The organism is Frankia sp. CeRuru1, assembly GCF_977966315.1.
On sequence record NZ_CDWWEW010000030.1, the window covers coordinates 1 to 26,018 of the forward strand.

At 69.3% G+C, this 26,018-nt stretch carries 22 protein-coding genes and 1 pseudogene; 18 read left to right on the forward strand and 5 right to left on the reverse strand.

Features of this window, described 5'->3' with window-relative positions; translation table 11 throughout:
• The coding region (locus AC08OP_RS04100; RefSeq protein WP_476612969.1) for a putative bifunctional diguanylate cyclase/phosphodiesterase at positions 1 to 1,978 on the forward strand (1,978 nt) is incomplete at its 5' end.
• Positions 1,979 to 2,064: 86 nt separating this feature from the next.
• On the opposite strand, the pseudogene cofC reads toward AC08OP_RS04100, so the two are convergent.
• Positions 2,065 to 2,979: pseudogene (cofC, locus tag AC08OP_RS04105) on the reverse strand (2-phospho-L-lactate guanylyltransferase); the annotation flags it as partial.
• Between the two features lie 54 nt (positions 2,980 to 3,033).
• Between cofC and AC08OP_RS04110 the strand changes: the two are divergent.
• Positions 3,034 to 4,044 carry an NAD(P)H-dependent glycerol-3-phosphate dehydrogenase gene (locus tag AC08OP_RS04110; RefSeq protein ID WP_476612970.1) on the forward strand — a complete coding sequence of 337 codons (1,011 nt, stop codon included), beginning with the start codon at positions 3,034 to 3,036 and terminating at the stop codon, positions 4,042 to 4,044.
• A gap of 54 nt (positions 4,045 to 4,098) precedes the next feature.
• Here the strand turns inward: AC08OP_RS04110 and murA are convergent, their stop codons facing one another.
• The gene (murA, locus tag AC08OP_RS04115; protein ID WP_476612971.1) at positions 4,099 to 5,481 is read right to left on the reverse strand and encodes a UDP-N-acetylglucosamine 1-carboxyvinyltransferase; all 1,383 of its coding nucleotides are present in this window, start codon (positions 5,479 to 5,481) and stop codon (positions 4,099 to 4,101) included.
• 109 nt (positions 5,482 to 5,590) lie between these two features.
• Positions 5,591 to 6,424: a bifunctional hydroxymethylpyrimidine kinase/phosphomethylpyrimidine kinase gene (thiD, locus tag AC08OP_RS04120; protein ID WP_476591571.1), complete on the reverse strand. Its 834-nt coding sequence runs from the start codon at positions 6,422 to 6,424 to the stop codon at positions 5,591 to 5,593.
• 247 nt (positions 6,425 to 6,671) lie between these two features.
• On the opposite strand from thiD, the gene AC08OP_RS04125 reads away from it, so the two are divergent.
• Positions 6,672 to 6,905, forward strand: coding sequence for an Lrp/AsnC family transcriptional regulator (locus tag AC08OP_RS04125; RefSeq protein ID WP_011437987.1), 234 nt, complete (start codon positions 6,672 to 6,674; stop codon positions 6,903 to 6,905).
• A 164-nt stretch (positions 6,906 to 7,069) separates the two neighbouring features.
• On the forward strand, positions 7,070 to 7,519 hold the full coding sequence (locus AC08OP_RS04130; RefSeq protein WP_476612972.1) for a DUF3515 family protein: 450 nt from the start codon (positions 7,070 to 7,072) through the stop codon (positions 7,517 to 7,519).
• Between the two features lie 111 nt (positions 7,520 to 7,630).
• Here AC08OP_RS04130 and AC08OP_RS04135 read toward each other — a convergent pair whose 3' ends face one another.
• A complete protein-coding gene (locus AC08OP_RS04135; protein ID WP_476612973.1) occupies positions 7,631 to 8,782 on the reverse strand; it encodes a D-alanine--D-alanine ligase family protein in 1,152 nt (383 codons plus the stop codon).
• 137 nt (positions 8,783 to 8,919) lie between these two features.
• On the reverse strand, positions 8,920 to 9,108 hold the full coding sequence (rpmB, locus tag AC08OP_RS04140) for a 50S ribosomal protein L28 (RefSeq protein ID WP_011437984.1): 189 nt from the start codon (positions 9,106 to 9,108) through the stop codon (positions 8,920 to 8,922).
• 246 nt (positions 9,109 to 9,354) lie between these two features.
• Here rpmB and recG point away from each other — a divergent pair, with 246 nt between their 5' ends.
• From recG to ffh, 14 genes are all read left to right on the forward strand, one after another.
• Positions 9,355 to 11,550 carry an ATP-dependent DNA helicase RecG gene (gene recG / locus AC08OP_RS04145; RefSeq protein ID WP_476612984.1) on the forward strand — a complete coding sequence of 732 codons (2,196 nt, stop codon included), beginning with the start codon at positions 9,355 to 9,357 and terminating at the stop codon, positions 11,548 to 11,550.
• A 12-nt stretch (positions 11,551 to 11,562) separates the two neighbouring features.
• Complete coding sequence (rsmD, locus tag AC08OP_RS04150; RefSeq protein WP_476612974.1) at positions 11,563 to 12,120, forward strand: 16S rRNA (guanine(966)-N(2))-methyltransferase RsmD; 558 nt, start codon at positions 11,563 to 11,565, stop codon at positions 12,118 to 12,120.
• Entirely contained in the window at positions 12,117 to 12,605 is a 489-nt protein-coding gene (gene coaD / locus AC08OP_RS04155) for a pantetheine-phosphate adenylyltransferase (RefSeq protein ID WP_011437981.1), read from the forward strand. Before rsmD ends, coaD begins: the two co-directional genes overlap by 4 nt.
• Before the next feature lie 447 nt (positions 12,606 to 13,052).
• Positions 13,053 to 13,664 (forward strand): YceD family protein, encoded by a 612-nt coding sequence (locus AC08OP_RS04160; RefSeq protein WP_476612975.1) that lies wholly within the window; start codon positions 13,053 to 13,055, stop codon positions 13,662 to 13,664.
• The gene (rpmF, locus tag AC08OP_RS04165) at positions 13,664 to 13,834 is read left to right on the forward strand and encodes a 50S ribosomal protein L32 (RefSeq protein ID WP_476612976.1); all 171 of its coding nucleotides are present in this window, start codon (positions 13,664 to 13,666) and stop codon (positions 13,832 to 13,834) included. The genes AC08OP_RS04160 and rpmF overlap by 1 nt, the downstream gene beginning before the upstream one ends.
• A gap of 6 nt (positions 13,835 to 13,840) precedes the next feature.
• The gene (locus AC08OP_RS04170; RefSeq protein WP_476612977.1) at positions 13,841 to 14,902 is read left to right on the forward strand and encodes a phosphate starvation-inducible protein PhoH; all 1,062 of its coding nucleotides are present in this window, start codon (positions 13,841 to 13,843) and stop codon (positions 14,900 to 14,902) included.
• Positions 14,899 to 15,711: a ribonuclease III gene (gene rnc, locus AC08OP_RS04175; RefSeq protein ID WP_476612978.1), complete on the forward strand. Its 813-nt coding sequence runs from the start codon at positions 14,899 to 14,901 to the stop codon at positions 15,709 to 15,711. The genes AC08OP_RS04170 and rnc overlap by 4 nt, the downstream gene beginning before the upstream one ends.
• A 168-nt stretch (positions 15,712 to 15,879) precedes the next feature.
• Entirely contained in the window at positions 15,880 to 16,851 is a 972-nt protein-coding gene (gene mutM, locus AC08OP_RS04180; RefSeq protein WP_476612979.1) for a bifunctional DNA-formamidopyrimidine glycosylase/DNA-(apurinic or apyrimidinic site) lyase, read from the forward strand.
• Between the two features lie 222 nt (positions 16,852 to 17,073).
• Complete coding sequence (locus AC08OP_RS04185) at positions 17,074 to 17,844, forward strand: DUF2786 domain-containing protein (RefSeq protein ID WP_476612980.1); 771 nt, start codon at positions 17,074 to 17,076, stop codon at positions 17,842 to 17,844.
• 407 nt (positions 17,845 to 18,251) lie between these two features.
• The gene (locus tag AC08OP_RS04190; RefSeq protein WP_035731396.1) at positions 18,252 to 18,563 is read left to right on the forward strand and encodes an acylphosphatase; all 312 of its coding nucleotides are present in this window, start codon (positions 18,252 to 18,254) and stop codon (positions 18,561 to 18,563) included.
• 213 nt (positions 18,564 to 18,776) lie between these two features.
• Positions 18,777 to 18,974, forward strand: coding sequence for a hypothetical protein (locus tag AC08OP_RS04195; protein WP_462202741.1), 198 nt, complete (start codon positions 18,777 to 18,779; stop codon positions 18,972 to 18,974).
• A 355-nt stretch (positions 18,975 to 19,329) separates the two neighbouring features.
• The gene (smc, locus tag AC08OP_RS04200; protein WP_476612981.1) at positions 19,330 to 23,016 is read left to right on the forward strand and encodes a chromosome segregation protein SMC; all 3,687 of its coding nucleotides are present in this window, start codon (positions 19,330 to 19,332) and stop codon (positions 23,014 to 23,016) included.
• 63 nt (positions 23,017 to 23,079) lie between these two features.
• The gene (ftsY, locus tag AC08OP_RS04205) at positions 23,080 to 24,324 is read left to right on the forward strand and encodes a signal recognition particle-docking protein FtsY (protein WP_476612982.1); all 1,245 of its coding nucleotides are present in this window, start codon (positions 23,080 to 23,082) and stop codon (positions 24,322 to 24,324) included.
• A 388-nt stretch (positions 24,325 to 24,712) separates the two neighbouring features.
• On the forward strand, positions 24,713 to 26,018 hold a 1,306-nt coding region (gene ffh / locus AC08OP_RS04210; RefSeq protein WP_476612983.1), incomplete at its 3' end, for a signal recognition particle protein.

Consider the following 26,018-nt stretch of genomic DNA (forward strand, 5'->3'; position numbering starts at 1 on the left):
CGGCAACTCCCTGTTCCTGCTCGCCTGGTCCGGGGTGCTCGCCGGGATCGACGAAGTGGACTCCTCCCGCCCGCCGCAGCCGGTGGAGCATCTCCTCGCGGTTGCGCATCCGATCGTCGTGCTTCTGCTGATCCTCGCATTCCTGCACGTGGCAGGCTTCCGGCAGCCGGTGGATCTGCCCGCCATCGCGATCGCCGGAACCGGACTGGTGTGCCTCGCGGTCGTCGGCGTGTGGATCGTTCAGCTCGACGACGGTGATCCCACGATGACGGGTTCCTGCTCGGTCGCCGGTGCCCTGTTGATCGTTCTTGCGGCATCGCGTGCCGGCCGGGAGGACGGCCGGGAGAACGGCCGCCGGCCCCGCCGATGGCCTGTTCGCGGCGAACTGCTCGGATGGCTGTGGCCGGCGGTACCCTATGTCGCCGCGGCCGTGGTCGCGGCGCTTCTGCTGGGGCGGGCCCACGGCGGAGTCGTTCTCGATCCGATCGAGATCATCGGGGGTGCGACGCTCGTCCTCACCGTCCTCGTCCGGCAGCTGACGACCCTGCGGGCGAGCCAGCGGTTGGCGAGCCGGGTCTGCGAGGCCGAACACGAGGTGCGGCACTGGACATCCCATGACCCGTTGACCGAGCTGGCCAACCGCACCCTGTTCCAGCAGCGGCTCACCGACGCCCTCGCCGCGAGCCGCCACGACGGCCGTGACGTGGCCGTCCTGTACTGCGACCTCGACGACTTCCGGGTCGTCAACGACAGCCTCGGGCACGCCGCGGGTGATCATCTCCTGCGCGCGGTCGGGCAACGGCTACGACACTGCGTAGGCACGTCGGACACTGTGGCGAGGCTCGGCTCCGACGAGTTCGCCGTGCTGTTGGACGGTGGGCGGGAACTGCCCGAGACCGTTGCCGAACGGGTCCTGGCCGCGCTGCGCCAGCCGGCGCCGGCCGCCGGTCACCTCTGGCCGGTCCGCGGGAGTGTGGGGCTGGTCGTCGCGCGTCGGACCCAGGAGACCACCGAGGCGCTGCTCCGGCGGGCCGACACAGCCGTCCACACGGCAAAACGAACGGGAAAGAACCGTCTGGTGGTCTACCGGCCCGGGCTGTGCCCGCCCAGCGCCGGCACGCACCTCGCCGACGCCCTCGCCACCGCCCTGCGCAGGGGAGGACGGTCGGCCGGCTTCGACGTGCACTATCAGCCCATCGTGCGGCTGCGCGATCGCAGTCCGGTCGCCTTGGAGGCGCTCGCCCGATGGACGGAGCCGGGGCGTGGACCGGTGCCACCGGGCACCTTTGTTGCGGCCGCGGAGGACGGCGGCATCGTCGGCGCCCTCGACGACATGGTCCTCACCCAGGCCTGCGCGGAGGTCGCCGTGGCGTACCCGGCCTCGGCACTGCGGCTGCACGTGAACGTCTCAGCCAGCAGGGTTGCCGACACCACGCTGCTCGACAGCGTCGCCCAGGCGCTGGCGGCCAGTCGGTTCGACCCGGGCAGGCTGGTGGTCGAGATCACCGAAACGAGCCGGATCGACGATCTGCGCGGCGCACGCGAGGTGCTGAACGAGGTTCGTGCGCTGGGGGTGGCGGTCGCGCTCGACGACGTCGGTGCCGGCCACAGCACATTGGCCGCCCTCCATCAACTGCCGGTGGACGTCGTGAAGCTCGATCGGACGCTGCTCGAACTGCCCAGAGACGGACACCGGGTGGCGACGATGCGTCGATCGATGATCAGTCTCGCGCACGCCCTCGGTGCCGTCGTCGTGGCTGAGGGCATCGAGCGGGAAGGACAGATCGCCGAGCTCGAGGAGCTGGGTTGCGAGCTGGGTCAGGGATACTTCTTCGCCCGACCTGGTCCGCTCGCGTCGCTCACGATCCGGCGCTGGGTTCCGCCTACGATCCCCGGCGGTACGGACAGCCCTGGCTCCGCCGAGGTGCCCGGTTCGCCGCCGGGTTCGCCGGAGTCCTCCGCCGCGAGCGGGGAGTGATACCCGGCGGTCAGCGCCGCCCTGGTGGCCCAGCCCACCCCCAGGTCCCGGGCCTGCGCCAGATCCGCCAGCGTGTCGACGTCACGTCGCAGTCCCGGTACCGAGCCACCGAGGGTTCCCGTCAGATCCACCGCTCCGGAGCGACGGTGCGTGGCGTGACTATGCGGTCCGAATGCGGGCTGCAGGATGGCGCCGGCCGACGCGGTCAGCAGAACGGTTCCCGTTCCGGCCGCGTCGGCGAGAACCGCGCGACGGTGCTGGCTCGCCTCGGACAGCGCCTGATGCAGCTCGGGGGGGCGCAGCGCGGGAAGGTCGGCGGAGAGGGCAGCCACCGCACGGGTGGGCCAGCGGGCCGAGGCCAGCGCGGCGCCGTGCACCAGGGCGGGATTGAGACCTCGGTCGGGTTCGTCCGGAATCACGACGAGCCGAGCACCCCTCGCAGCCGGGGAAAGGTCCGGTTGATCTGCGCCGATATAGTGGAGATTGGGGAGAGCCGACAGAGCGTGGTCGGCCGTCTGATCGTTCGTCACGATCATCACGGCGCCGACCAGACTGGTCTCGGACTTAAGTACCGCCGTCACCGTGTCCAAGGCCATCGCAAGGGCCAGCCGGCTCCGGTCGGGGCGGTCCAGCCGGGTCTTCGCCCGGGTGAGGTTCTTCAGCGGCAGCACGACTGTCCAGGACACTCCGTTTCGTGGGAGCCACACGAAGGCGACCATAGGCCATGCCGACCCCGTGGTGCCCCGGGTCCTCCGGGCGCGGGCTGAACGCCGGAGCCGTGGCGCTTCCCCGGCAGGCGGCGCATCCTGCGTGGTACCCGTCAGATCGGCGTCTACGGTCAGAGTGAGGACGCGGCGGACGCGGCGGGATGCGAGGTGCGAGGTGTCCAGCCGGCCGGACGTCGGTACCATGCGCGCGATCCATCCGGAGGGCACAATTATTGTCGATTCCTGCCACAAGGTAGAAAACGCCTCGATCGGTGTCGCCTTCCTCGTACCCATCGTCGGGGTTGCGATCGCTCCCCGCGCTCGGCCGGACGTTTCCCGGGGGACGAGGTGAGACGGGCCGCGGTGCTTACGGCCGGGTCCTGGGGAAGCGTGTTCGCGAAGGTCCTCGCGGATGCCGGAGCGCGGGTCAACCTGGTCGCCCGTGACCCTGAGATCGTCCGGGCGGTCAACACCCGCCAGGTCAATCCGCGCTATCTGCCGGCGATCCAGCTGCCGGACCGGGTGCGCGCGATGTCCGACGCGGGGGAGGCGCTGGCCGGCGCGGAGTTCGTGGTGCTGGCCGTACCGTCTCAGGCGCTGCGCTCCGTCCTCGCGGGATGGGCGCCCCTGATTGGGCCCGACGCCGTCTACGTCAGCCTGATGAAGGGGGTGGAGGTGGGCAGCCAGTTGCGGATGAGCGAGGTCATCACGCAGGTCACGGGCGTGTCGCCGGACCGGATCGCGGTGGTGAGCGGTCCGAATCTGGCGCCCGAGATCGCCGCCGAGCAGCCGGCGGCGACTGTGATCGCCAGTACCTCGACGAGCACGGCGGAGGCCGTCCAGGCGGCGTGCTGGACGGCCTATTTCCGCCCCTACACCAACACCGACGTGATCGGCTGCGAGCTGGGCGGAGCGATCAAGAACGTCATCGCGCTGGCTGCCGGCATGCTGGAGGGAATGGGTTTCGGCACCAACAGCCTCGCCTCGTTGATGACGCGCGGCCTGGCCGAGACCCTCCGGCTCGGGGTCGCGCTGGGTGCCGATCCGATGACCTTCGCGGGACTGGCGGGACTGGGGGATCTCGTGGCGACCTGCGGCTCCCCGCTCTCGCGCAACCGCACCTTCGGCGAGAAACTCGGGCGTGGCCTCACGCTCGCGCAGGTGGAGGCCGAACAGCAGCAGGTCGCCGAGGGGGTGCGCTCCTGCCGCCCCCTGCTCGCCATGGCCGATGACCTGGGCGTCTCCATGCCGATCACCCGTCAGGTCGAACGGGTCCTCTATGAGGGTCTTCCTCCGATGGAGGCCGTCAAGGATCTGATGAGTCGGGAGCCGGGCCCGGAGTACCGGCTCCGTCTCTGACCTGCCCGCGCGCCTGGCCTGCCCGCGCCTGGCCCGGCAGCACCATCGTTCCGGTCAGGCCGGGGCGTGGTCGGTGCCGGGGGGCGAACCCACGGCCTGCGTGTCGATGAGCGCTCCGATCGAGCGCAACTTACCCACCGGGTCCTCGTAACCGCGTTCGAGGAAACGGGTCCCGCGGATGACGCTGGTGCCGTCGGCCACCAGCGCGGCCAGCACGTAGGCAAAGCCGGCGCGCAGGTCGGGGATCGCCAGATCACCGCCGGTGAGGGAGGTCGGCCCGCTCACGACCGCCGAATGCTCGAAGTCCCGGGACGCGAACCGGCAGGCCTTCCCGCCGAGGCACAGGGTCGACAGGGCGATGTCGGCGCCCATCTCGGCCAGCTGTCTGGTGTACCCGAACCGGTCCTCGTAGATCGTCTCGTGGATCACGGAGGCACCCCCGGCCTGGGTGAGCAGGACGACCAGGGGCTGCTGCCAGTCGGTCATGAACCCGGGGTGCACGTCGGTCTGCACATGTGACGCGGTCAACGGCCGGGCCCGGAAGAAGGTCATTCCCTGCGGGGTGACCTCGAACTCGCCGCCGAGCCGGCGGAGGTGGTTGAGGAAGGTCGCCAGATGTTCCTGGCGGGCACCGACCACCTCCACCCTGCCGTCGGTGGCCACCGCGGCCGAGGCGAAGGACGCCGCTTCGATGCGGTCGTGGATCGGGGCGTGGGTGGCTCCCCGCAGTGCGCCGACCCCCTGCACCACGATCGTGCGGTCGACTTCCACGTCGACGAGGGCGCCCATCTGCTGCAGGAACATGATGAGGTCGATGACCTCGGGTTCCACCGCCGCATTCGAGATGACGGTCGTACCCTGTGCCCGGACCGCGGCCAGGAGCAGGTTCTCGGTCGCGCCGACGCTCGGGAACGGCAGTGCGACATGGGTGCCGTGCAGACCCAGCGTCTTGACCTGGACGGAACGTATCTGCTCGACGATCTCTGCACCCATGGCACGCAGGCCGGCGAGGTGGAAGTCGACGGGGCGCTTGCCGATCCGGCAACCGCCGGGCAGCGGGATCACGGCTTCGCCGACGCGGTGCAGGAGCGGGCCCATCATCAGGATCGGTATCCGGTTGACCCCGGAGTAGGCCTCGGACAGCGACGCATCGATGATCTTTTCGGTAGCGAGTCGCACAGTGTGCTCGTCCAGCCACTCCACCTGAGTGCCGAGTTCGGCGAGCATGCCCAAGACCACGTCGACCTCGGCGATCCGAGGCACCCGGGTCAGGGTGCACGGCTCTGGCGTGAGGAGGGTGGCGACGAGCAGCTTGGTGACCGAGTTCTTAGCCCCGGACGCCTCGACCGAGCCGGTGAGCGGAGCACCGCCGACGATGCGGTACCATCGTCGGTCGGTACTGGTGGATGGTACCACTCCCGAGCTGTGCGCCCCCACGGGCTACCTCCACGGTGATGATGCGGATGCGTGACGTGCGTCAGGTCACGTGCGGCGGGGCGATTGAACCAGACGCCACCGGCGCGGCCCGAGCCCGACTCTCAGGCCGCTACCTACGGTGACGATAGCCATGGTCTACCGGGCCGATCCCCGCGCCGAGCGGAAAGCCGCTGGCCAGGGCGCCACTGACGTAGGCCTTGGCGGACTGTGCGGCCTCGGCGTGACCACGCCCCTGCGCCAGGTGCGCGGCGATCGCGGAGGCCAGCGTGCAGCCGGTGCCATGGGTGTGCCGCCGGTCCAGGCGGGGGCTTCGGAGGACGACCTCGGTGGTCCCGTCGGTGAGCAGGTCGACCGCGTCGCCGGGAAGATGCCCGCCCTTCACCAGCACCCAGCGCGGGCCCAGGGCGAGCATCGCCTCGGCGGCTCTGGGCAGGCCGGCGACGTCCCGCACCTCCACCCCGGTCAGCAGACGTACCTCGTCGAGGTTCGGTGTGGCGATGGTGGCACGGGGCATGAGCTCCGTACGGACCACCTCGACCGCCTCCGGGGCCAGCAGGGGGTCGCCGTGCTTGGAGACGCTGACCGGATCGACCACGACGGGCACGTCGAGCCGCGAGAGTTCGGCGGCGACCAACGAGACCAGTGCGGCGGAGGAGAGCATCCCCGTCTTCACCGCGTCGACCCCGATGTCCGCCACGACCGCTCTGATCTGGGCTCGGACCGCTTCCGGAGGGAGATCCCACACACCATGGACGCCCAGGGAATTCTGTGCCGTCACCGCGACGATCGCACTCATGCCGTGGACGCCGAGGGCGAGCATCGTCTTGAGATCCGCCTGGATGCCCGCGCCGCCGCCCGAATCCGATCCGGCGATCGTCAGTACGCGGGGCGGGGCGGGGCTCGGTCCCGGCGGCGGCTCGCTCCGGATACTCCGAGCGTTCACGTGTCTCCTATTCATCGCTCTGGGTAGCGTCGTCGTGGTTGCCATCACAACCGGGTACCGAGCCGACCAGCTGACCCCCACGATTGGGGTTCCGGATGAGGCCGGGCGACCCCTCGGTCGGTCGCCGCCGGCCGATCTGAGTAAATTCCTCGACCTCGGAGGCTCTCATCCGGGCCGTTTGCCTGTTACCTTCTGTCGGCCCGTAGTTCTGCTCGACGGGCTGTCGACGTCCGACGAGGGAGCGTCTGTGGTCCACGCGTACATCCTTATCCAGACCGAGGTCGGCAAGTCCTCCTCGGTTGCCAAGGAGATCGAGCAGATCCCCGGGGTCACTCAGGCCGAGGACGTCACCGGCCCCTATGACGTCATCGTCCGGGCGGAGGCGGCCACCGTCGACGACCTCGGGAAGATGGTCATGGCGAGAGTGCAGTCGGTCGACGGCATCACCCGCACGCTGACCTGCCCGGTTGTTCACTTCTGAGCTTCTCCGTCCCGACGTGGGTCAGGTCGGCTCCGGGACGGGGGGACCCGGTGACGCCGGTGGCGCGCCAGAATCGGGACATGGCCACCGGTGGTGAGCAAGCCGAGTGGGGCGGGCGCCCGGCACGGGGCAGGCGCCGGCCAGGGCGGTCATGTCGGTCTCCGGTGTTCGTCGCCTCGTGGGTCCTGCTCGCGCTGGTCGGATGCGGCGGTCCCGGATCGATCCGGCTGACCAACGTGCCGATTCCCGCGGAGTCGGCCCGCTCGTCGTGCGTGGACCTGGTCCACGACCTTCCCCCGTCGCTCGGGGACGACCTCGACCGCCGGGCACTGGACCCCCCGCAGACCACGGCAGCGGCCTACGGCGCGACGCCGGTGGTGCTCACCTGCGGCGCGTCGGGTCTTCCGGCAAGCTACCGTCCCGATGCGATCCTGTCCGTCGTCGACGATGTGGGGTGGTTTGCCGAGGACCTGGACGGGACGACGGTGCGCTATTCCACCCCGACGCGGCAGCCCCAGGTGGTTCTCATCCTGCCCGCCGACGTGCAGGCGTTCGAGGTACTCGTCTCGGTCGCCCCCGCCGTGCGGGCGCACAGCAGGTCGACGACATCCTGAGACGAGCTCCCGGCTATTCCGCCCGGCGGAACGCCTCTGTGCCGTCACGGGCCCGGGTGGCGTGAGGTGCCGGGTGGCGTGAGGTGCCGGGTGGCGTGAGGTGCCGGGCGGTCAGCGCAGCCCCGCTCCGTCGCGCAGGGCCAGCCTGACGAGCCGGTCCACCAACTGCGGATAGGTGACCCCGCTCGCCTCCCACATCCGCGGGAACATCGAGGTAGGGGTGAAACCGGGCATCGTGTTGACCTCGTTGATGATCACATGGTCGTCAGCCGTGACAAACATGTCAACCCGCGCGAGCCCGGCGCAGTCCAAGGCCTCGAATGCCGCGATTGCCACTCTCCGCACCTCCTCCCGTACCGCGTGGGGCAAATTGGCCGGGACGTCGAAGTGGGTGGCGTCGGACATGTACTTGGCCTCGAAGTCGTAGAAGCCGGCCGAAGACGTGACGATGATCTCGGCGGGCACGCTCGCCTCGGCACCGGGGCCGTCCAGAGTTCCGAGGACCCCGCACTCGATCTCGCGGCCGACGATCGCCGACTCCACCAGGACCTTGGGGTCGCTGGCGCGGGCTGCCTTGATCGCGGTGTCCAGGTCCGCCCAGGCATCGACCCGGCTGATCCCGATACTCGACCCGCCGCGCGCGGGCTTCACGAAGACGGGCAGCCCCAGCCGTTCCTGGTCGGCCCCGGTGAGCGTGTCACCGGCCCGCAGGACGGCGTAGGACCCGACGGGAAGGCCGGCGGCCCGCAGCAGTGCCTTCATGTGTTGCTTGTCCATGGCGGCCGCGCTGGCGAACACCCCGGAGCCTACGTAGGGCAGGCCGGCCATCTCCAGGAGGCCCTGGACCGTCCCATCCTCCCCGAAGGGGCCGTGGAGCAGCGGGAAGACCACGTCGATGTCCCCGAGAGCGTCGATGTCCCCGAGGGTGTCGCTGCTCCCGAGGGTGCTCCTGGCAGCGTTGAGGCCGCCGCGGGGGCGGCGCGGCAGCAGACCGGGCGTCGTCGGATCCGCGGCCAGGACGACGCTCTCACCGCGGGCCGCGACGACGGCGGGCAGCCGGTCTCCCGTCACCGCGAGGGCGGTCGGGTCGTCCGGCAGCATGACCCAGCGGCCATGCATGTCGATGCCGACCGGGACGACGTCGTAGACGTCACGATCCAGGGCTCGCAGTACGCCGCTGGCCGATACACAGGAGATCGCGTGCTCGGTGCTGCGGCCACCGAACAGGAGGGCGAGCCGAATCCGACGCCTGGAGCCTGCCATGCCGGGACACTAACGGATCGGCGTCGGTGACCGGCACCGTACCCGACGTGGATGTGGCCGTGCTCCGCCTCGACGTCCGCGGGAGGCCCGCGTCCGGTGTCGCCCCCTCCGGCCGGAGTAACGTCCGGCCGGAGGGCTCAGGCGCGAGAGACCTTGCCCGCCTTGATGCAGGAAGCGCAGACGTTCAGCCGCTTGGGGGTCCCGCCCACGACCGTGCGCACGGTCTGGATGTTGGGGTTCCACCGACGGCGCGTGCGTCGGTGGGAGTGGGAGACCGACATACCGAAGCCCGGCCCCTTGCCGCAGACGTCACACACCGAAGACACGAGAAACACTCCGTCGAAGTAGTAGCCGAAGTCGAAGTAGTACTGGTCCCGGTAGGCGTGCCCGGGACGTCAGGGGAGTCAGAACCAGGATCGTACGCAACCCGCAACCCGCAACCCCGACGGCGCCGCCCGGGGACGCACGTAGCGATGACCCGCTTGAGGTTACCCCACCTTCTGCGGTCCAGATGATGCGGCGGGAGCCGGTGGGTCTCGGTACTGTCGGTGGTCCGGTGCACTATCGGTGATGTGGTCGACCTCGACACGCCCCTGAAGGCTCTCGTCGGCGCGCGTGCCGCCGCCCTCTTGGCCGATGGCCTGGAGCTGAGGCTGGTTGGTGATCTGCTGGGGCACCTGCCCCGCCGGTACCACGAGAGAGGCGAGCTGACGGACCTCGCGGACCTCGTCGTCGGTGAGACGGTGACGGTCCAGGCCCGGGTCGAGAAGACAGAACGCCGCCCGATGCGCGGCACCCGGAAGTCGATGGTGCGCGTGACGGTGACGGACGGCCGGCATTCACTGTCGCTGACCTTCTTCAATCAGAGCTGGCGGGAGCGTGACCTCCGTCCCGGGACGACCGCGCTGTTCGCCGGCAAGGTCGACGAGTTCCGCGGGCGGCGTCAGCTGACCAACCCGGAGGTCCAGCTCCTCGAACCCGAGGAGAGCGGGGAAGCCGCCAGCGGTGCGCCGTTCGCGAACGCGCTGGTTCCGATCTACCCCGCCTCCGCCAAGGTGCCGAGCTGGACGCTGGCGAGGTGCGTCCGGCTGGCGTTGGACTCTCTCGATCCCGTCGAGGATCCGCTGCCGGACGATCTCCGCAGCCGGTACCGCCTGCCCGCTCTGGCCGAGGCCTTCCGGCTGGTTCACCAGCCCGCGAACCGTGGTGAGATCGCCTCCGGTCGTCGGCGCCTCACCTGGGATGAGGCTCTGGTGTTGCAGGTGGCGTTGGCCCAACGGCGTCGTGAGGTGGAGGCGATGGCGACGACACCCCGCCCGCAGCGTCCGGATGGTCTACTGACGGCGTTCGACGCCGCTCTGCCCTTCCCCCTCACGACGGGCCAGCGCGAGGTGGGGAAGACGATCGCGGCCGAGATCGGTCGGCCCGTTCCGATGCATCGCCTGCTGCAGGGAGAGGTGGGTTCGGGCAAGACACTGGTCGCCCTGCGGGCGATGCTCACCGTGGTCGACACGGGCGGCCAGGCGGTACTCCTGGCGCCCACCGAAACTCTTGCCGCTCAGCACAGCCGAAGCCTCCGGGAGATGCTCGGCGACCTGGCCCGGGCAGGAGAACTAGGAGCCGATCATCGGGCCACGCGGGTGACGCTGGTCACCGGATCGATGGGAGCGCGTGCGCGGCGGGAGGCTCTGGCGGAGATCGCAGACGGTTCCACCGGTCTGGTGGTCGGCACTCATGCCCTGCTGCACGATGAGGTGATCTTTAACGATCTTGGTCTGATCGTCGTTGACGAACAGCATCGTTTCGGCGTCGAACAGCGGGACACGCTGCGAGCGCGTGGACGACGTCCTCCCCACCTTCTTGTGATGACCGCGACGCCGATTCCCCGGACGGTCGCGATGACCGTGTTCGGTGATCTCGAAGTCTCCGAGCTCACTGAACTGCCGGCGGGACGCTCTCCTATCGGGACGTTCGTGGTGCCGGCGAGCCAGAGATCCTGGACGGATCGGATGTGGGGACGAATCCGCGACGAGGTGGCCGCCGGGCATCAGGCCTATGTCGTGTGTCCCCGGATCGGTGCGGGCGGGGAGGATGAGTGCGGGGAGGATGACCCCGCCGGATCCTCGGCGGCTGGTCCGGATCCGCGAGCGTCCCGACCAGCTGCGACAGTGTGTGAGGTGCTGCCCCTGCTGGTGGATGGCGATCTTGCGGATCTCAGGGTTGAACCACTGCACGGTCGTCTCGCCCCCGGGCAGCGGGAGGCCACCATGAACCGATTCGCGGCCGGCGAGGTCGACGTGCTGGTCGCCACCACCGTCATCGAGGTGGGAGTGAACGTACCGAACGCAACAGTGATGGTCGTCCTGGACGCGGACAGGTTCGGCGTGTCCCAGCTGCACCAGCTGCGCGGGAGGGTCGGCCGGGGCACCGCGCCCGGCTGGTGTCTTCTGCATACAGCGGCCGAGCCGGGATCCCCCGCCTGGGAGCGGCTCAGCGCGGTCGCCGCCACCAGCGACGGGGCGAAGCTGGCCCGTCTCGACCTCGCGCAGCGTCGGGAGGGCGATGTGCTTGGGGCCGCTCAGTCCGGCGGGCGACGATCCCTGAAGCTCCTGGAACTTCTTCGTGACGAGGACCTGATCCGCGACGCACGCGCGGAGGCCGGTCGCCTGGTTGACGACGACCCCGGGTTGGACCGGCATCCCGCGCTGCGCCGGCTGCTCGACGCGGTTCTTGACGACACCAGTGTCGCCTTCCTCGAGAAGGGATGACCGGGTGGCCCGATGACGCGCATCATCAGTGGGACCGCGGGTGGTCGGCGGCTCGTGGTTCCACCCGGGACAACCACCCGTCCGACCTCGGAACGTGCCCGTGAGGGATTGTTCAACACCTTGTCGACCTGCCTGGATCTGCGGGGCGCTCGGGTTGCCGATCTTTATGCCGGGTCTGGTGCGGTCGGTCTGGAAGCGCTGTCTCGGGGTGCCGCTCATGCCCTTCTCGTTGACCGCGATCCGGTCGTGATACGCACTCTGCGGCGGAACGTGACAGCGCTGGGACTGTCGGGCGCGAAGATCGTGCAAGCCGCGGTAGAGCGTGTGGTGCAGAACGCCTCGGGTAATCCCTACGACGTGGTTTTCCTCGATCCGCCGTACGCGATGCGCGACTCGGAACTCGGCGAAGTGCTGTCAAAGCTGCTGGCGGCCGCCTGGTTGACTGCGGACAGTGTCTGCGTTGTCGAAAGATCGCACCGCTCGGGCCCGGTCGCCTGGCCTGACGGGTTGTGTGCGCTGCGCGACCGGAGGTACGGGGAGGGCGCTCTCTGGTACGGTATTCGATCATGAGGAGGGCAGCCTGTCCCGGTTCATTTGATCCGATCACCAACGGTCATCTCGACATCATCGTCCGAGCGAGCAGACTCTTCGATGAGGTCGTGGTCGCCGTATCGATCAACAAGAACAAAGTCACCTTGTTCACCGTCGACGAGCGGATGGAGCTCATCAGGGAGGCCCTGCGTGATCATCCGATGGCGCCGTCCAACGTCCTGGTGGATGCGTCCCACGGGCTGATCGTCGATTTTTGTCGGAGTAGGGGTATCCAGTCGATCGTCAAAGGACTGCGTGCGGTCAGCGACTTCGACTATGAGCTTCAGATGGCGCAGATGAACAATTCGCTTGCGGGCGTGGAGACTCTTTTCATGAGTACGAACCCGCAATACGCTTTTTTGTCCTCCAGTCTGGTGAAGGAGGTCGCGCGTTACGGGGGTGATGTGTCGGGGCTGGTACCCGATGTGGTACTCAAACAGCTCCGTGAGCGTCTCGCTCAGTAACTCCCGCCGGGTGGGTAGCCGCCGACCGACTTCCGCCGGGCTCTCCCGCCGTTCCCGACCGTCCGGGCTCCGGGCCGGTCGCGGGGGGGGTGAGCGGTGCCCGAGTGGGTTCCTGGGCGGAGGTCCGCCGCCCGCCGGGCTCGGGTGCCCGGAGATCTCGGCAGCCTGATCGGATCGTCCGCGGCGCCGATCGGATAGGCTAGGACCGCAGTAGCTGACCGGCTCGGTAGTTAGCCGGCTCGGTAGTTAGCCGGCTCGCAGTAGCTGACTGGCTGGAGTCTGTTCGTCGATCCTCTGGGAGGGTCCAGGCCTCTGGGAGGGTCCAGGGTGCCGTCGACGTCGGGCCGTCTCCGTCGTCAGCGACGCCGGGTAGCTATACCACCACGAAGGCCCTGTTTCGGCCGGGCTTTTCCTGACATTGACGTAGATGTGAATTTGACTGCCGCCATGACTGGATCCCACTCTCGCCGTCGGACCCCGAAGGGTCCCCTTGTGCTGGACACCCGTGAGCTCGGTCGGCGGCCCGGGTCGATGCGGCTTGTCCGGGCGGAGGCGGAACTTCCCGCCGGTCTCGGAACCGAGATGATGTGGGTGCCGGCTGGCGCGAGCGCCACCTTGGACCTGCGTCTCGAATCGGTGATCGAGGGTGTTCTGGTCAGCGGGACCGTCGTGGCGCCGCTTCGGGGTGAATGTGCGCGCTGCCTGGACGACGTGTCCGAGGCCAGCATGGTCGAGTTTCGCGAGCTGTTCTACTACCCTGACCGAGCCGCGGACCTGGGTGACGACGAAGACGCTCGGGTACTAATCGATGATCATGCGGACATCGAGCCCGTGGTGCGGGATGCCCTGGTGCTCAACCTTCCGCTGTCACCCATCTGCCGCCCGGACTGTGCGGGACTCTGCGTGGACTGCGGGGTGCGTCTCGACGATGTCGAGCCTGGACATTCCCATGCGCGATCCGACCCGAGATGGGCGGCGCTGTCCGCGCTGGCCGACAGCGGAGCAACGGGAACCGAGAAGGGTCGCACCGACCCTCATGAGAGCAAGGAGAAGGAATAGTGGCCGTCCCGAAGCGGCGCACCTCGCGCAGCAACACCCGGTCCCGGCGTTCGCAGTGGAAGGCCAAGGTGCCGGCCCTCGCAAAGTGCTCGCGGGGGCACGTGATCCGGCCGCACACCGTCTGTGGCACGTGCGGCCGGTACAACGACCGTCAGGTGCTTGACGTCTGACCCGGTGTGACACGTATCGCCGTTGACCTGGTGGGGGAGGGGTCCCCTTCCGGGCCTCTCCTCGAGGCACTGCCCAGCGCGCTCGACGCCGATCCGCATCTGGTGCTCACTCTGGTGACATCCGGTGACGCCGTCCGGGATGACCTTGCTCGCCTGGGAATTGTGCCAGGCGAGCGCGTTCTGCTCGCCACGGCTGCTCGCGGCGTTTCGGCGGGCCCGGAGGCATTGCGTGAAGTGCGAGCACGTCGGGACTCCGGCGTCCGGGTAGCGGCGCGCCTGGTCCGCGACGGACATGCCGATGCGATGGTCTCGGTAGCCCCGGCCGAAGCCGTGGTCGCCTCGGCTCAGTTCACCTACGGTCTGCTACCCGGGGTGACGCGGGCCACCCTCGCCTCGATTGTCGGCGGGTCGAATGCCCCCGTCGTGCTGTGTGACGCGGGGGCGACGGTTGATGTGACGGCGGACGAACTCGCCCAGTTCGCGGTCGCGGGCAGCGCGTACGCCGCGGTTCGCTTCGCCGTCGACGCTCCTCGCGTCGGGCTTCTGACGGCGCGTCCAGCGCTCCCCGACACCTTGCGGCGAGCGGCCGACGAGCTGCTCCGATCGCTTGATCTGCACTATGTCGGCCCGCTGACCGCTGATCGGCTCCTCGCGGCTCCGTGGACGGGCGAGCCGGGCGACGGCCAGAGGATCGATCATCGCCGCGGAGTCGACGTGGCGGTCACCGACGGATTCACCGGAGATGTCCTGATGTCCGTCATCCGGGGGATGCGATGGTGGGAATCTCATCGGGGTACGGGGCACCCGCCCAGGGCCGGTCTGGATCCGGGATGGGGAACGTTGGAAGATCCTGATGTGCGGGGGGGAACGATCGTGCTGGGGGTCGATGGTGTCGCGGTCCACGCGGAGCGGGCGCCGGGTGAAGCCGGCGACAGCCAGGCAGTCGGGCTGCTCGCGGCGCTGAGGGCGGCGTCGGCCGCGGTCCATGCGGACCTGGCTTCTCGGACCCGAGCGGCGATGGCGACCTTGGTGGCGCATCGCCGGGCCTTGGCCGGGCTGGTCGGATGACCCGCCAGTTGCCACCCCCGCCGCCGCGGGACGGCCTGATCGAGGTACTCGAGGTCGCCATCGACCCCGAGCTGCTCGACCGCGCACTCACGCACCGCTCCTACGCCTACGAGAAGGGCGGCCTGCCCACCAATGAACGCCTGGAGTTTCTGGGCGATGCGGTGCTTGGTCTGGTGGTGACGGCGGCATTGTTCATCCGCCACCCGGATCTTCCCGAGGGGCAGCTCGCCAAGCAGCGGGCCTCGGTTGTGAACATGCGGGCTCTCGCGGACGTGGCACGGGGGATCGGACCCACCGGGCTCGGTCCGTACCTACTGCTGGGCCGGGGGGAGGAGACCACCGGGGGGCGCAACAAGGCGAGCATTCTCGCCGACACCCTCGAGGCCATCATCGGGGCGGTCTATCTGTCCTCAGGCTTCGACGTGGCCTCCGGTTTCGTGCACCGTCTCTTCGATCCCCTGCTGGACGAGGCCGCCGGCCGGGGCGCAGGGCTTGACTGGAAGACCTCACTGCAGGAACAGACGGCGGTGCTGGCTCTCGGACCGCCTGAATATGTCGTCGAGGAGGCCGGTCCGGACCACGCGAAGCGGTTCACCGCCTACGCGAGGATCGCGGGAGAGCCACTGGGCGAGGGCGAAGGGGGAAGCAAGAAGGAGGCCGAGCAGCGGGCGGCCGCCGCGGCTTTCGCGGTTCTCGAGGAACGGTCGGCCCTGGGGCGGGAGGACGGTTCGGGCGTGGATGTCGTCGGCAGAGATCACGAGAAGTCCGCCATCGGCGGCCTCGATCACGATCGGGGCTCGGGCCCGTGAGAGCGGATGATCACCCGTTGCCCCGATTCGCTTCCTCAGCGGTGGCGACAGGCTCAGCGGTGGCGACAGGCTCAGCGGTGGCGACAGGCTCAGTGGTGGCGACAGATTCATCGAGCCACCTCGAGGGTCCGGTGTCATTCCACTGACCCGGCCCGATGACCGGAGATCATGCCAGAACTCCCCGAAGTAGAGGTTGTTCGCCGCGGTCTGGAACGTGGTGTCGTCGGTCGCGTCATCGCATCGGTTGACGTCCACCATCCTCGTGCGGTGCGCCGTCATCTGGCCGGTGCCGCCGACTTCTCGGCGCTGCTCGTCGGCCGCCGGATAACGGCGGCACGACGTCGCGGCAAGTATCTGTGGCTGGTGCTTCAGCCGCCGGTAGACCATGCGGCGTGCGCTCCGGTGGTTCCAGAAGAACCACCGGAGGAGGAATCAGCTGCCGTGCTGGCCGAGATGTCTCCGCCTGCCCTGCCCCCAGGTCATCCGGCCCAGGGGGATGCGCTGATCGCCCATCTCGGGATGAGCGGACAGTTGCTCGTCGTTCCACCCGCCGCCCCCGACCAGAAGCATCTGCGGATCCGGTTCGTCTTCACGGACGGAGGACGCGAACTGCGATTTGTGGATCAACGTACCTTCGGTGGCCTGGCGGTCGCGGTGGGGGAAGCGGATCTGCCTGCTCCCGTCGCGCACATCGCCAGGGATCCCCTGGACCCCGCCTTCGACGAGCGCCTCGTCACGGAGAGGATGCGTCGACGCCGTACCGGCGTGAAGCGGGCCCTGCTCGATCAGACACTTGTCAGCGGGGTCGGGAACATCTACGCGGACGAGGCCCTGTGGGCCGCGAAGTTGCACTACGCGCGGCCGACCGAGACCCTCACTCGGGCGGAGGTCGGCAGGCTGCTGGATTGCGCGCGGACGGTGATGACCGCGGCTCTCGAGGCGGGCGGTACGTCCTTCGACCGCCTGTACGTGTCGGCGGACGGAGTCAGCGGGCTGTTCGAACGGTCGCTACAGGTGTACGGCCGTGCGGGTCGGCCGTGCACACGATGCGGAGACGCGGTGCGCCGGGACGCTTTCATGAACCGGTCGAGCTTCACCTGCCCCACCTGCCAGCCGCACCCAGGGCGGGCCAGATGGTAAGGTTCGATCACACGTTCGAATCCCGCGACTCTCGGGTGCCTGCGGCTCTCGGGTGGGGTGCCGGGCGTGGCGTCCGCGATAGTCGGTGGGGAGCCAGACCTGCCGCGGCGTTCACAGTTATCGCCTCGTCCAGGGCCGAGACCGGGCTGCCGGGATCGGTGAGGCATCATCCGACACGTCGGCTGGCTGGCCTGCCCCCGACGCGACATGGACGGAGGCGCGATGAATCCGGATGCCCTGCTCGGTCGTATACGGAAGCTGTTGGCGATGGCGGAGGCGGAGGGGCTGAGCGAAGCCGCCCGCGAAACCTATAACAGCAAGGCAGCCGAGCTGATCGCCCAGTACGGGATCGACCGCGCGCTGGTCGAGGAGGCGTCGCCGCACCGCGTCGAGGCGGCTGACCTGGTGGTGGCCGTCGATTCGCCCTATGCCCGGGACAAGATCTCGTTGCTCGCGGGCATTGCCGCACCGCTTGGTTGCCGGCTCGTGTACCGGACCGAGCAGCGTGCAGTGGGGATGGGGCACTCCGCTCATCTGTTCGGGATGGATGCGGATATCCACCGCGTGCAGATGTTGTTTACCTCGTTGCTGGTCCAGCAGGCACAGGGGTTGGCCCTCGCCCGTCCACCACGCCGGGAGGACCCGCGGGCGTTTCGTCGGTCGTGGATGGCCGGCTTCGCGGTGGCGGTGGCGGAGAGACTGACCAGGACGGAGCGGATGGCCCGGGAGCGGGCGCAGACCCAGCAGAAGCAGACCCGGGAGAACGGATCAGACGGGCCCTCGACGACGCCGTCGGTGGCCGTCGTCCTGGCGAATCGAAGCCAGCGGGTGGATGCGCACCTGGCAAGCGTCTACCCCAGGTTGCGAGCGCCAAGGACACGCCAGCTCTCCGGGAGCGGCGGTCGTGCGGGCTACCAGGCCGGCGAGCGGGCTGATCTTGGTCTGGGTAACCGGGTGTCCAGCCGCGTCTCACCGGCGATCGGCATGAGGTGAATCGTAGGGGTGGTAGTTATGAGTGGTCCTGACTACTATTTGCCGCCCGGCAGATTGGGCACCGCTGTCTGGGTAGGCCCTGCGGTACGCGGCGGGGCGTAGCCAGGACCAATAATCTTGTCTGCGCTGTCGACCGGCTCCGGGGTCACCTGGCGGTCACCATCGGTGCTCGCGTGCGGGGCGGGTAGCGTGCCGCCGTCCTGGGAGAAGTTCTGGCCGCAACCGCTGAGAAGGAGCGCCGAGCCGAGAGCTCCACACGCGAGTAGCACGGCAGCGGACCGGCGGCGGAAACGTGGCCGGTCCGGCCGTTCCAGTCGATGATCATCCTGCCGCCGTGTCCCTCTCGGTCGGCCTGCCATGTCTGGGAAGTATGTGGTATCCACAATGGCCAGTACCCTACCGTGCTGATGAGCGATGTATCCGCGGAGCAGAGGGAGTCCGGACACGCCGTGGTCCGATTCACTGCCCGGGTCGCCGGCCTTGTCCAGGGCGTCGGCTTTCGTGACTACGTGCGTACCCGGGGCCGGCGCCTGGGCCTGGTCGGATCCGCCACCAACCTCCCGGACGGGGCGGTCGAGGTGGTTGCGGAAGGGCCGGAGCCGGCCTGTCGTGACCTTCTGCACTTGTTGATGACGGGTCACACCCCTGGGCGGACGGACAGGGTGGAGGCTGTGTGGCAGGTGGCGCAGAGCGATCTGACCGACTTCCGGCGAAAGTGACTGGTTGCAGACGCTGTGTTGTCGGAACTGTCGTGGGGATGACCGTCCGCTTTTTACATGTTCACCGGACCGGCTCGGGAGCATGTGGCATGCTCTTGACTTTCGGTCACTCGACGTGGGAGCCTGGAGTCATTGTTTGGGGCGCACTCTGATCTGTTCGGATCTTGTGTTGTCTGACACCCACTAGGTCACTCATCGTGGAGGACCATCACTATGGCGAAGGCCCTTTTTGGCCACGTCGGTTCCGGCGGCGACTTGCGTCTCTCTTACGAGGTGCGTCGGCTTCGTGCCCGTGTAGCGGAGCTCGAGGCAGAACTGGCTCGAGTACGTGAAGTCAACGAGGCGTTGGTGGGTGGTGTCGACGTGCCGGAGGATGTCCGGGCGCTCGACGCTGAACCGGCGTTCAGCTGAGCTGGCGGGGCGTTTCCCGGGGAGGCGCCCCCTCATAGTGGGTATGCCCGGTTACGTGGGCAAGGCTCCGTTTCTACGGGTGTCATGATCACCGAGGTCGCTGAGATCGTCGGATCGGTCGTTCTCTTGCCGGCTCGTCTCTGTCCAGTGATGTTGCCTGTGTGTCTCGGGTCACCTTGGCGGCTCTATACCCAGGAAGAGCCGGGCAACCTCGCTCCTCGCCTTCTTCGTGCTTTTTTCGGAGTGTAGCCTGCTGGGTGCTTCGGGTTGCCGACTAGGATGGCTCTGTCGAACGTCGGCTGAGTCCGGCCATCCCGGGTCGAGCCGGTGAACCCTTCCAGCGCTCCGGAGACTGGTGCATCTCAAGAACTTGACCCTGCGGGGCTTCAAGTCCTTTGCGAGCTCGACCTCCCTGCATCTCGAGCCGGGAATAACCTGCGTGGTCGGGCCCAACGGGTCGGGCAAGAGTAACGTCGTCGACGCCATCGCCTGGGTACTGGGGGAGCAGGGTGCCAAGGCCCTGCGTGGCGGCACCATGTCCGATGTCATCTTCGCGGGCACGCCCGCTCGCCCGGCCTTGGGGCGCGCCGAAGTACTCCTGACGATCGACAACTCGGACGGCGCGCTCCCCATCGAGTACACTGAGGTGACCGTCGGGCGGCTGATGTTCCGCAGCGGCGAGAGCGAATACACGATCAACGGTACCGGTTGTCGCCTGCTGGATATCCAGGAACTGATGAGCGACTCGGGTATCGGCCGAGAGCTGCACGTGATCGTCGGCCAGGGTCAGCTCGACGCGGTCCTGCACGCGCGCCCGGAGGATCGCCGCGCCTTCATCGAGGAGGCCGCCGGCGTCCTCAAACACCGTAAACGCAAGGAGAAGGCACTCCGCAAGCTCGAGGCGATGTCGGCGAACCTCACCCGCCTCACCGATCTGTCCGCCGAGCTGCGTCGGCAGTTGGGGCCGCTCGGTCGGCAGGCGGAGATCGCACGTAAGGCCGGTGTGATTCAGGCTTCGCTCCGGGACGCCCGCCTGCGCCTTCTCGCCGACGATCTCCATCGTGCCCGGGCCGCGATCGCTTCCGACCTCGCGGACGAGGAGGCATTGCGGGCGCGGCTGACGACCACCGAAGCCGCTCATGCCGCGGTCGCCCGCCGGGAGGAGCAGCTGCAGGCCGACCTGACGGCGATCGTTCCGCGCGCCACCGGCGCCCAGGAGACCTGGTACGCCCTGGCATCCCTGCGGGAACGGCTGCGGGGCACCCGTTCGCTCGCCGTCGAACGGGGTCGCCTGTTGCGTGCCGCGGCCGACGACGTACGTGGGCGCCGCGACCCCGAGGAACTGGAACAGGAGGCCACGGCGGTCCGGGAGCAGGAAATCGCCCTCACCGAGCGGCTGGAGCGTGATCGGGACCTGCTCGCCGAGGTGGTCACCAGGCGTGCCGATCTCGAGGCCGCGCTCGCCCGGGAGGAGAAGGAACTGATCGCCGCGGCACGCGCGGCGTCTTTTCGCCGTGAGGAGATCGCGCGCCTTGCCGGCCAGGTGGAGGCTGCCAGGTCCCGTGCCACCAGTGCCGAGAACGAGATAGCACGGACGACCGAGGCACTCGACGCCGCGCGGGAACGGGAGACCGAGACCTCGGCGTCACGTTCGGCCCTCGAGATCGAACTCTCCCGGATGGAGAGCGCACGGGAGGATCTCACCGAGCGGCACAGCGCGGCCGTGGCGGTGCATGCCGCTGCCGCCGAGCGGCTCGAGGTCCTGCGCGGTGAGGAGCGTAGCGCCGAGCGTGACCGCGCCTCCTGGGCCGCGCGACGTGACGCGCTGCATCTCTCCCTCGCGCCGGCCGACGGAGCCGCGGCACTGTTAAGGGCTGCTACCGGCGCGCAGACCGCGCAGACCGCGCAGACCGGGCAGGGCGCCTCGAACACGGCGGAGGACCCGGCTCCGGCACTGGATCCGACCCTCGAGGTGATCGGCCGGCTGGCCGGCGTCCTGAGCGTGACCGCCGGCGCGGAGGCGGCCATCGCCGCGGCGCTGGGCGCGGCGGCGGACGCCCTGCTCGTCGGCACGTCGGAAGATGCCATGGCGGCCTTTGCGTGGCTGCGGGAAACGGGCGCCGGCCGAGCAGCGCTGGTGGCCGCCGTCACCGTCGCGGATGAGCCTGACGCCTGCGCCGATCCCGCCGCCTGCGCCGGCCCTGTCGGCAGCGCGGCGACCGACCCGGGGGCGGCCAGCGCCGACGGTCCGCTCCCGGCCGGTGCCGTTGCCGCGCTGGATCTGGCGGAGATCGGTGACGACCGGTTCCGTACCGCCGTGTCGTCCCTGCTCGCCCGGACTGTCGTGGTCGAGGATCTGGCAGCGGCCGAGCGGGCCACGGCGTTGCGTCCCGACCTGCGGGTGGTCACCCGCGCCGGCGACGTCATCGGTGCGCCCCTCTCGATCGGTGGCAGCGCGAACCCGCCGTCTGCGATCGAACTGCAGGCCGCGGCGGACGAGGCCGAGGCCGGTGTGGCGGAGGCGACCCGTCGCGTCGAGTCCGCCCACGAGGCGTTCGAGCCCGCGCGTGCCGAGGTGACCCGGGCCCGTACCGCCATCGACGCGGCACTGGCGGCGCTGCACGGGACCGATGCCCGGCACCGGGCGCTGTCCGAGCAGATGGCGCAGCTCGATCGTTCGGGAGGGGCCGCGGCCTCCGAGATCGCCCGGCTGGAGGCTACCCGATCACGGGCCGAAACAGCCCGTGATCGGGCATACGGAGCGTTGACCGAGCTCGAGGCGTCGCTCGCCGCGACATCTGAGCAGCCGGAGGCGGGGGAGCGTGCTCCGGATGAACGGGACCGGCTCGTCGCGGCCACCTCCGCCGTGCGCGCCGCCGAGGTCGAGGCCCGGTTGGCCGTCCGTACCAGCGAGGAGCGGGTGCGAGGCCTGCAGGGACGCGCCGACGGACTGATCCGCGCGGCGGCGAACGAGCGGGCGGCACGGGCCGCGGCGGCCCGTCGGCACGAGGTCCGCGAGCGGCAGGCGGCCGTCGCGACGGTGATGGGGGAGGCGGCCCAGGTCGCTCTCGACCGCCTGGACCATTCGCTGGCTCGCGCCGCGGCGGAGCGGGAGGAGGCCGACGCACTGCGCAAGGCCGCCGAGACGGAGCTGGTCGGGGTGCGTGACCAGGGGCGCGCCCTGGCCACCGAACTCGCGGCGCTGCGCGACGCCGCCCATCGCGACGAGCTGGCCCGAGCGGAGAAGCGGCTGCGGGTGGAGACACTGGAAGCCAAGGCTCTGGAGGAGCACGGCATCGACGCGGACGACCTGGTGGCGGAGTTCGGGCCGGTCACGCTGGTCCCGCCGGATGAGCCCGACGGCACCGCGGTGCCGTTCGATCGAGCCGAGCAGAGCGCCCGGGCTGCCACCGCGGAGAAGCAGCTGGCCCGGCTGGGGCGGGTGAATCCCCTCGCCCTCGAGGAGTTCGCCGCGCTTCAGGAGCGGGCGGCGTTCTTATCCGCGCAGCTCGAAGACATCAAGAGCACCCGCCGGGATCTTCTCCTGGTCGTCGAGGAGGTTGATCTGCGGGTGCGTGAGGTCTTCGCCGTCGCGTTCGCGGACACCGCCCGTGAGTTCGAGATCGTTTTCTCGACGCTGTTCCCGGGCGGTGAGGGCCGGCTGGTGCTTACCGATCCTGATGACATGCTCACCACGGGTATCGAGGTCGAGGCGAGGCCGCCGGGAAAAAAGGTGAAGCGTCTGTCGCTGTTGTCCGGCGGGGAGCGTTCACTGACCGCACTCGCTCTCCTGCTCGCGATATTCCGGGCCCGTCCTTCGCCCTTCTACGTGCTCGACGAGGTCGAGGCAGCTCTGGACGACCGCAACCTCGGCCGGCTGCTCGATGCTGTCGAGGGTCTGCGCGAGAAGTCGCAGCTGATCATCGTCACCCACCAGAAACGGACGATGGAGATCGCTGACGCCCTGTACGGCGTGGCCATGCGGGGCGACGGGGTGACGACAGTGATCAGTCAGCGGCTGCGGGAGCGGGCGGCGCTCTGACGCCGCCGCCCTCCCGCCGGGCGAGCGCCACGGCCTTGTGGCGTCATCTGTCAGGATCGGTACGTGGAGCTCCTCATCCTGATCGTCGTCATCGCCGTCGTCGTACTGGCCACCGTGGGCCTGGTGGCCGGCACGGCCCTGCGCCGACGCCCCCGCCGATCCGTCGAGGAAGGCCCGCGCCCGGGCGCCGACTACCGTCCCGGGGTCGGTGACGATGCCGAGGTACCCCGAGATTCGGCGACCAGGACGGTCGACGACATCGGTCTTCCCGATGTGCTGCTGCCGTCCCCGACGGAGACCGAGGGCGTCGGCGCCCCGCCCGCCGAGATACCGGCCGCGCCGGGGATCCCGGTCCAGGAGCGGATCCTGCCGGAGGCACCGCCGCCGGCCGCCGGCCGCCTCGTCCGGCTGCGCCTGCGGCTGGCTCGTTCGCAGAACGCGCTCGGTCGCGGATTGCTCTCCCTGCTGTCCGGCGACAATCTCGACGAGGACGCGTGGGAAGACGTGGAGGCGACCCTGCTCCTCGCCGACGTCGGGGTCACGGCGACCACCGAGCTGGTCGCCGCGCTGCGGGAACGCACGAAGGTGCTCGGTGCCCGCACGCCTGCGGATGTGCGGGCGATGCTGCGCGACGAGCTGCTTGCCCAGATCGGTACGACGACCGACCGATCGCTGCGCACGACGGCCCCGGATCGTCCCGCCGTCGTACTCGTCGTCGGTGTCAACGGTACGGGCAAGACCACGACCTGTGGAAAGATCGCGCGGCTGCTGGTCGCGGACGGGCGTACGGTCGTGCTGGGCGCGGCGGACACGTTCCGTGCCGCGGCCGCGGATCAGCTTCAGACCTGGGGTGAACGGGTCGGCGCGATCACGGTCCGCGGGGCCGAGGGGGGTGACCCCGCGTCGGTGGCGTTCGATGCGGTCCGACAGGGCACGCAGAGCGGTGTGGACACCGTGTTGATCGACACCGCCGGCCGGCTGCACACCAAGGCAGGCCTGATGGACGAGCTGGCGAAGATTAAAAGAGTGGTGGGCAAGCACGGTCCGGTCGATGAGGTGCTGCTCGTGCTCGACGCCACGACCGGTCAGAACGCGCTTGTCCAGGCACAGGTGTTCACGCAGGCGGTTGATCTCACCGGAGTCGTGCTGACCAAGCTGGACGGTACGGCCAAGGGCGGGATCGTCATCGCCGTGCAGCGCGAGCTCGGCATGCCGGTGAAACTGATCGGCTTGGGAGAGGGTCCAGACGATCTTGCTCCCTTCGAGCCGGAGACGTTCGTCGACGCCCTGTTGGGCGAAGCTGGCTGATCGATCGAGTGGCCGCCGGATCGGCGAAGACCACAACGTGCTCAGCGTCAAGGCCTTCCGGTCGTTCGGCATGTGACCTAAGCTTCATCACTGAGCGGAGCTGTGGGGCTCCGTGGTCAGCCGCGCCATGTTCCTCGGTGTTCTCCTGACCGGGGGGGTGAGCGTCCGGCGAGGCGTCTCGCCCTCCTCAGCGCAGAGGGCGGGCCCGGCAGGTGAATGACCAGGTCGGTGTCCGTGCGGGCATGCCTCGCCGGGCCGCGCACGTCGCGTCCGCGTCGATCGGCCGATGCGTGACGTCGTCGGTTGATCGGACGCGGGGGTGTGCTGTCCTCGTCGTCGGGTGCGTACGCTGGTGCCTGCGGTCCGTCTGCGATCTCGGAGTGTGTGCGTGTTCGACACCCTTTCCAGCCGCCTCGACAAGGTCTTCGCGTCGCTGCGTGGCAGAGGGCGCCTTACCGATGCCGACATCGACGCCACTGCGCGGGAGATCCGGGTGGCTCTGCTCGAGGCGGACGTCGCGCTCCCGGTCGTCCGTGGCTTCGTGGCCGCGGTGAAGGAGCGTGCCCGCGGCGCCGAGGTCAGTGCGTCGTTGAACCCTGCCCAGCAGGTAATCAAGATTGTCAATGAGGAGCTCGTCGCGATCCTCGGCGGCGGCACGACGACGCTGCGGTACGCCAAGACCCCGCCGACGGTGGTCCTGCTCGCCGGCCTGCAGGGAACGGGTAAGACCACCCTGGCCGGCAAGCTCGGGCGCTGGCTCAAGGCCCAGGGTCACACCCCGCTGCTGGTCGCGGCCGACCTGCAGCGTCCGAACGCGGTCAACCAGCTGCAGGTGGTCGGGGCGCGGGCCGGGGTGGAGGTCTTCGCGCCCGAGCCCGGCAACGGGGTCGGGGATCCGGTGCGCGTCGCGCGCGACGCGCTCGCGCACGCGCGCCGGCAGGTCTTCGATGTGGTCGTCGTCGACACGGCCGGGCGGCTCGGCGTCGACGAGGAGATGATGCGGCAGGCGGCCGACATCCGCGACGCTGTCTCACCGGATGAGATTCTCTTCGTCCTGGACGCGATGATCGGTCAGGACGCGGTCGCGACCGCGAGCGCCTTCGCCGATGGCGTGGGATTCAGCGGAGTGGTCCTGACCAAGCTTGATGGCGACGCGCGCGGTGGTGCGGCCCTCTCGGTCGCCCAGGTGACCGGTCGGCCGATCATGTTCGCCTCCACTGGCGAGGCCCTGGACGACTTCGACGTCTTCCACCCGGAACGCATGGCGTCGCGGATCCTCGGTATGGGTGACGTCCTCACCCTCATCGAGCAGGCCGAGAAGGCGTTCGAGGCCGAGCAGGCCGAGGCCCTGGCGGCGAAGATGGTCGCCTCCGAGTTCACTCTCGAGGATTTCCTCGAGCAGATGCTCGCGGTCCGTAAGATGGGCCCGATCGGCAACCTGCTCGGCATGCTGCCGGGTATGGGCCAGATGAAGGATCAACTGGCGCAGGTCGACGATCGGGATGTCGATCGGGTGGTTGCGATCATTCGGTCCATGACGCCGACGGAACGGCGTGATCCCAGGATCCTGCAGGCGTCCCGCAAGGCTCGGGTCGCGCGTGGATCCGGGGTCACGGTCACCGAGGTCAACCAGTTGCTGGACCGGTTCGCCGAGGCCCGCAAGATGATGCGGCAGATGGCCGGCGGCATGGGGA

Bases quoted from the DNA above. Each gene is read 5' to 3' on its own strand.
- AC08OP_RS04185 (WP_476612980.1), top strand. From the start codon at position 17,074: ATGAATCCGGATGCCCTGCTCGGTCGTATACGGAAGCTGTTGGCGATG.
- AC08OP_RS04195 (WP_462202741.1), top strand. From the start codon at position 18,777: ATGGCGAAGGCCCTTTTTGGCCACGTCGGTTCCGGCGGCGACTTGCGT.
- coaD (WP_011437981.1), top strand. From the start codon at position 12,117: ATGAGGAGGGCAGCCTGTCCCGGTTCATTTGATCCGATCACCAACGGT.
- rsmD (WP_476612974.1), top strand. From the start codon at position 11,563: ATGACGCGCATCATCAGTGGGACCGCGGGTGGTCGGCGGCTCGTGGTT.
- AC08OP_RS04135 (WP_476612973.1), bottom strand. From the start codon at position 8,782: ATGGCAGGCTCCAGGCGTCGGATTCGGCTCGCCCTCCTGTTCGGTGGC.
- AC08OP_RS04160 (WP_476612975.1), top strand. From the start codon at position 13,053: ATGACTGGATCCCACTCTCGCCGTCGGACCCCGAAGGGTCCCCTTGTG.
- AC08OP_RS04190 (WP_035731396.1), top strand. From the start codon at position 18,252: ATGAGCGATGTATCCGCGGAGCAGAGGGAGTCCGGACACGCCGTGGTC.
- rnc (WP_476612978.1), top strand. From the start codon at position 14,899: ATGACCCGCCAGTTGCCACCCCCGCCGCCGCGGGACGGCCTGATCGAG.
- mutM (WP_476612979.1), top strand. From the start codon at position 15,880: ATGCCAGAACTCCCCGAAGTAGAGGTTGTTCGCCGCGGTCTGGAACGT.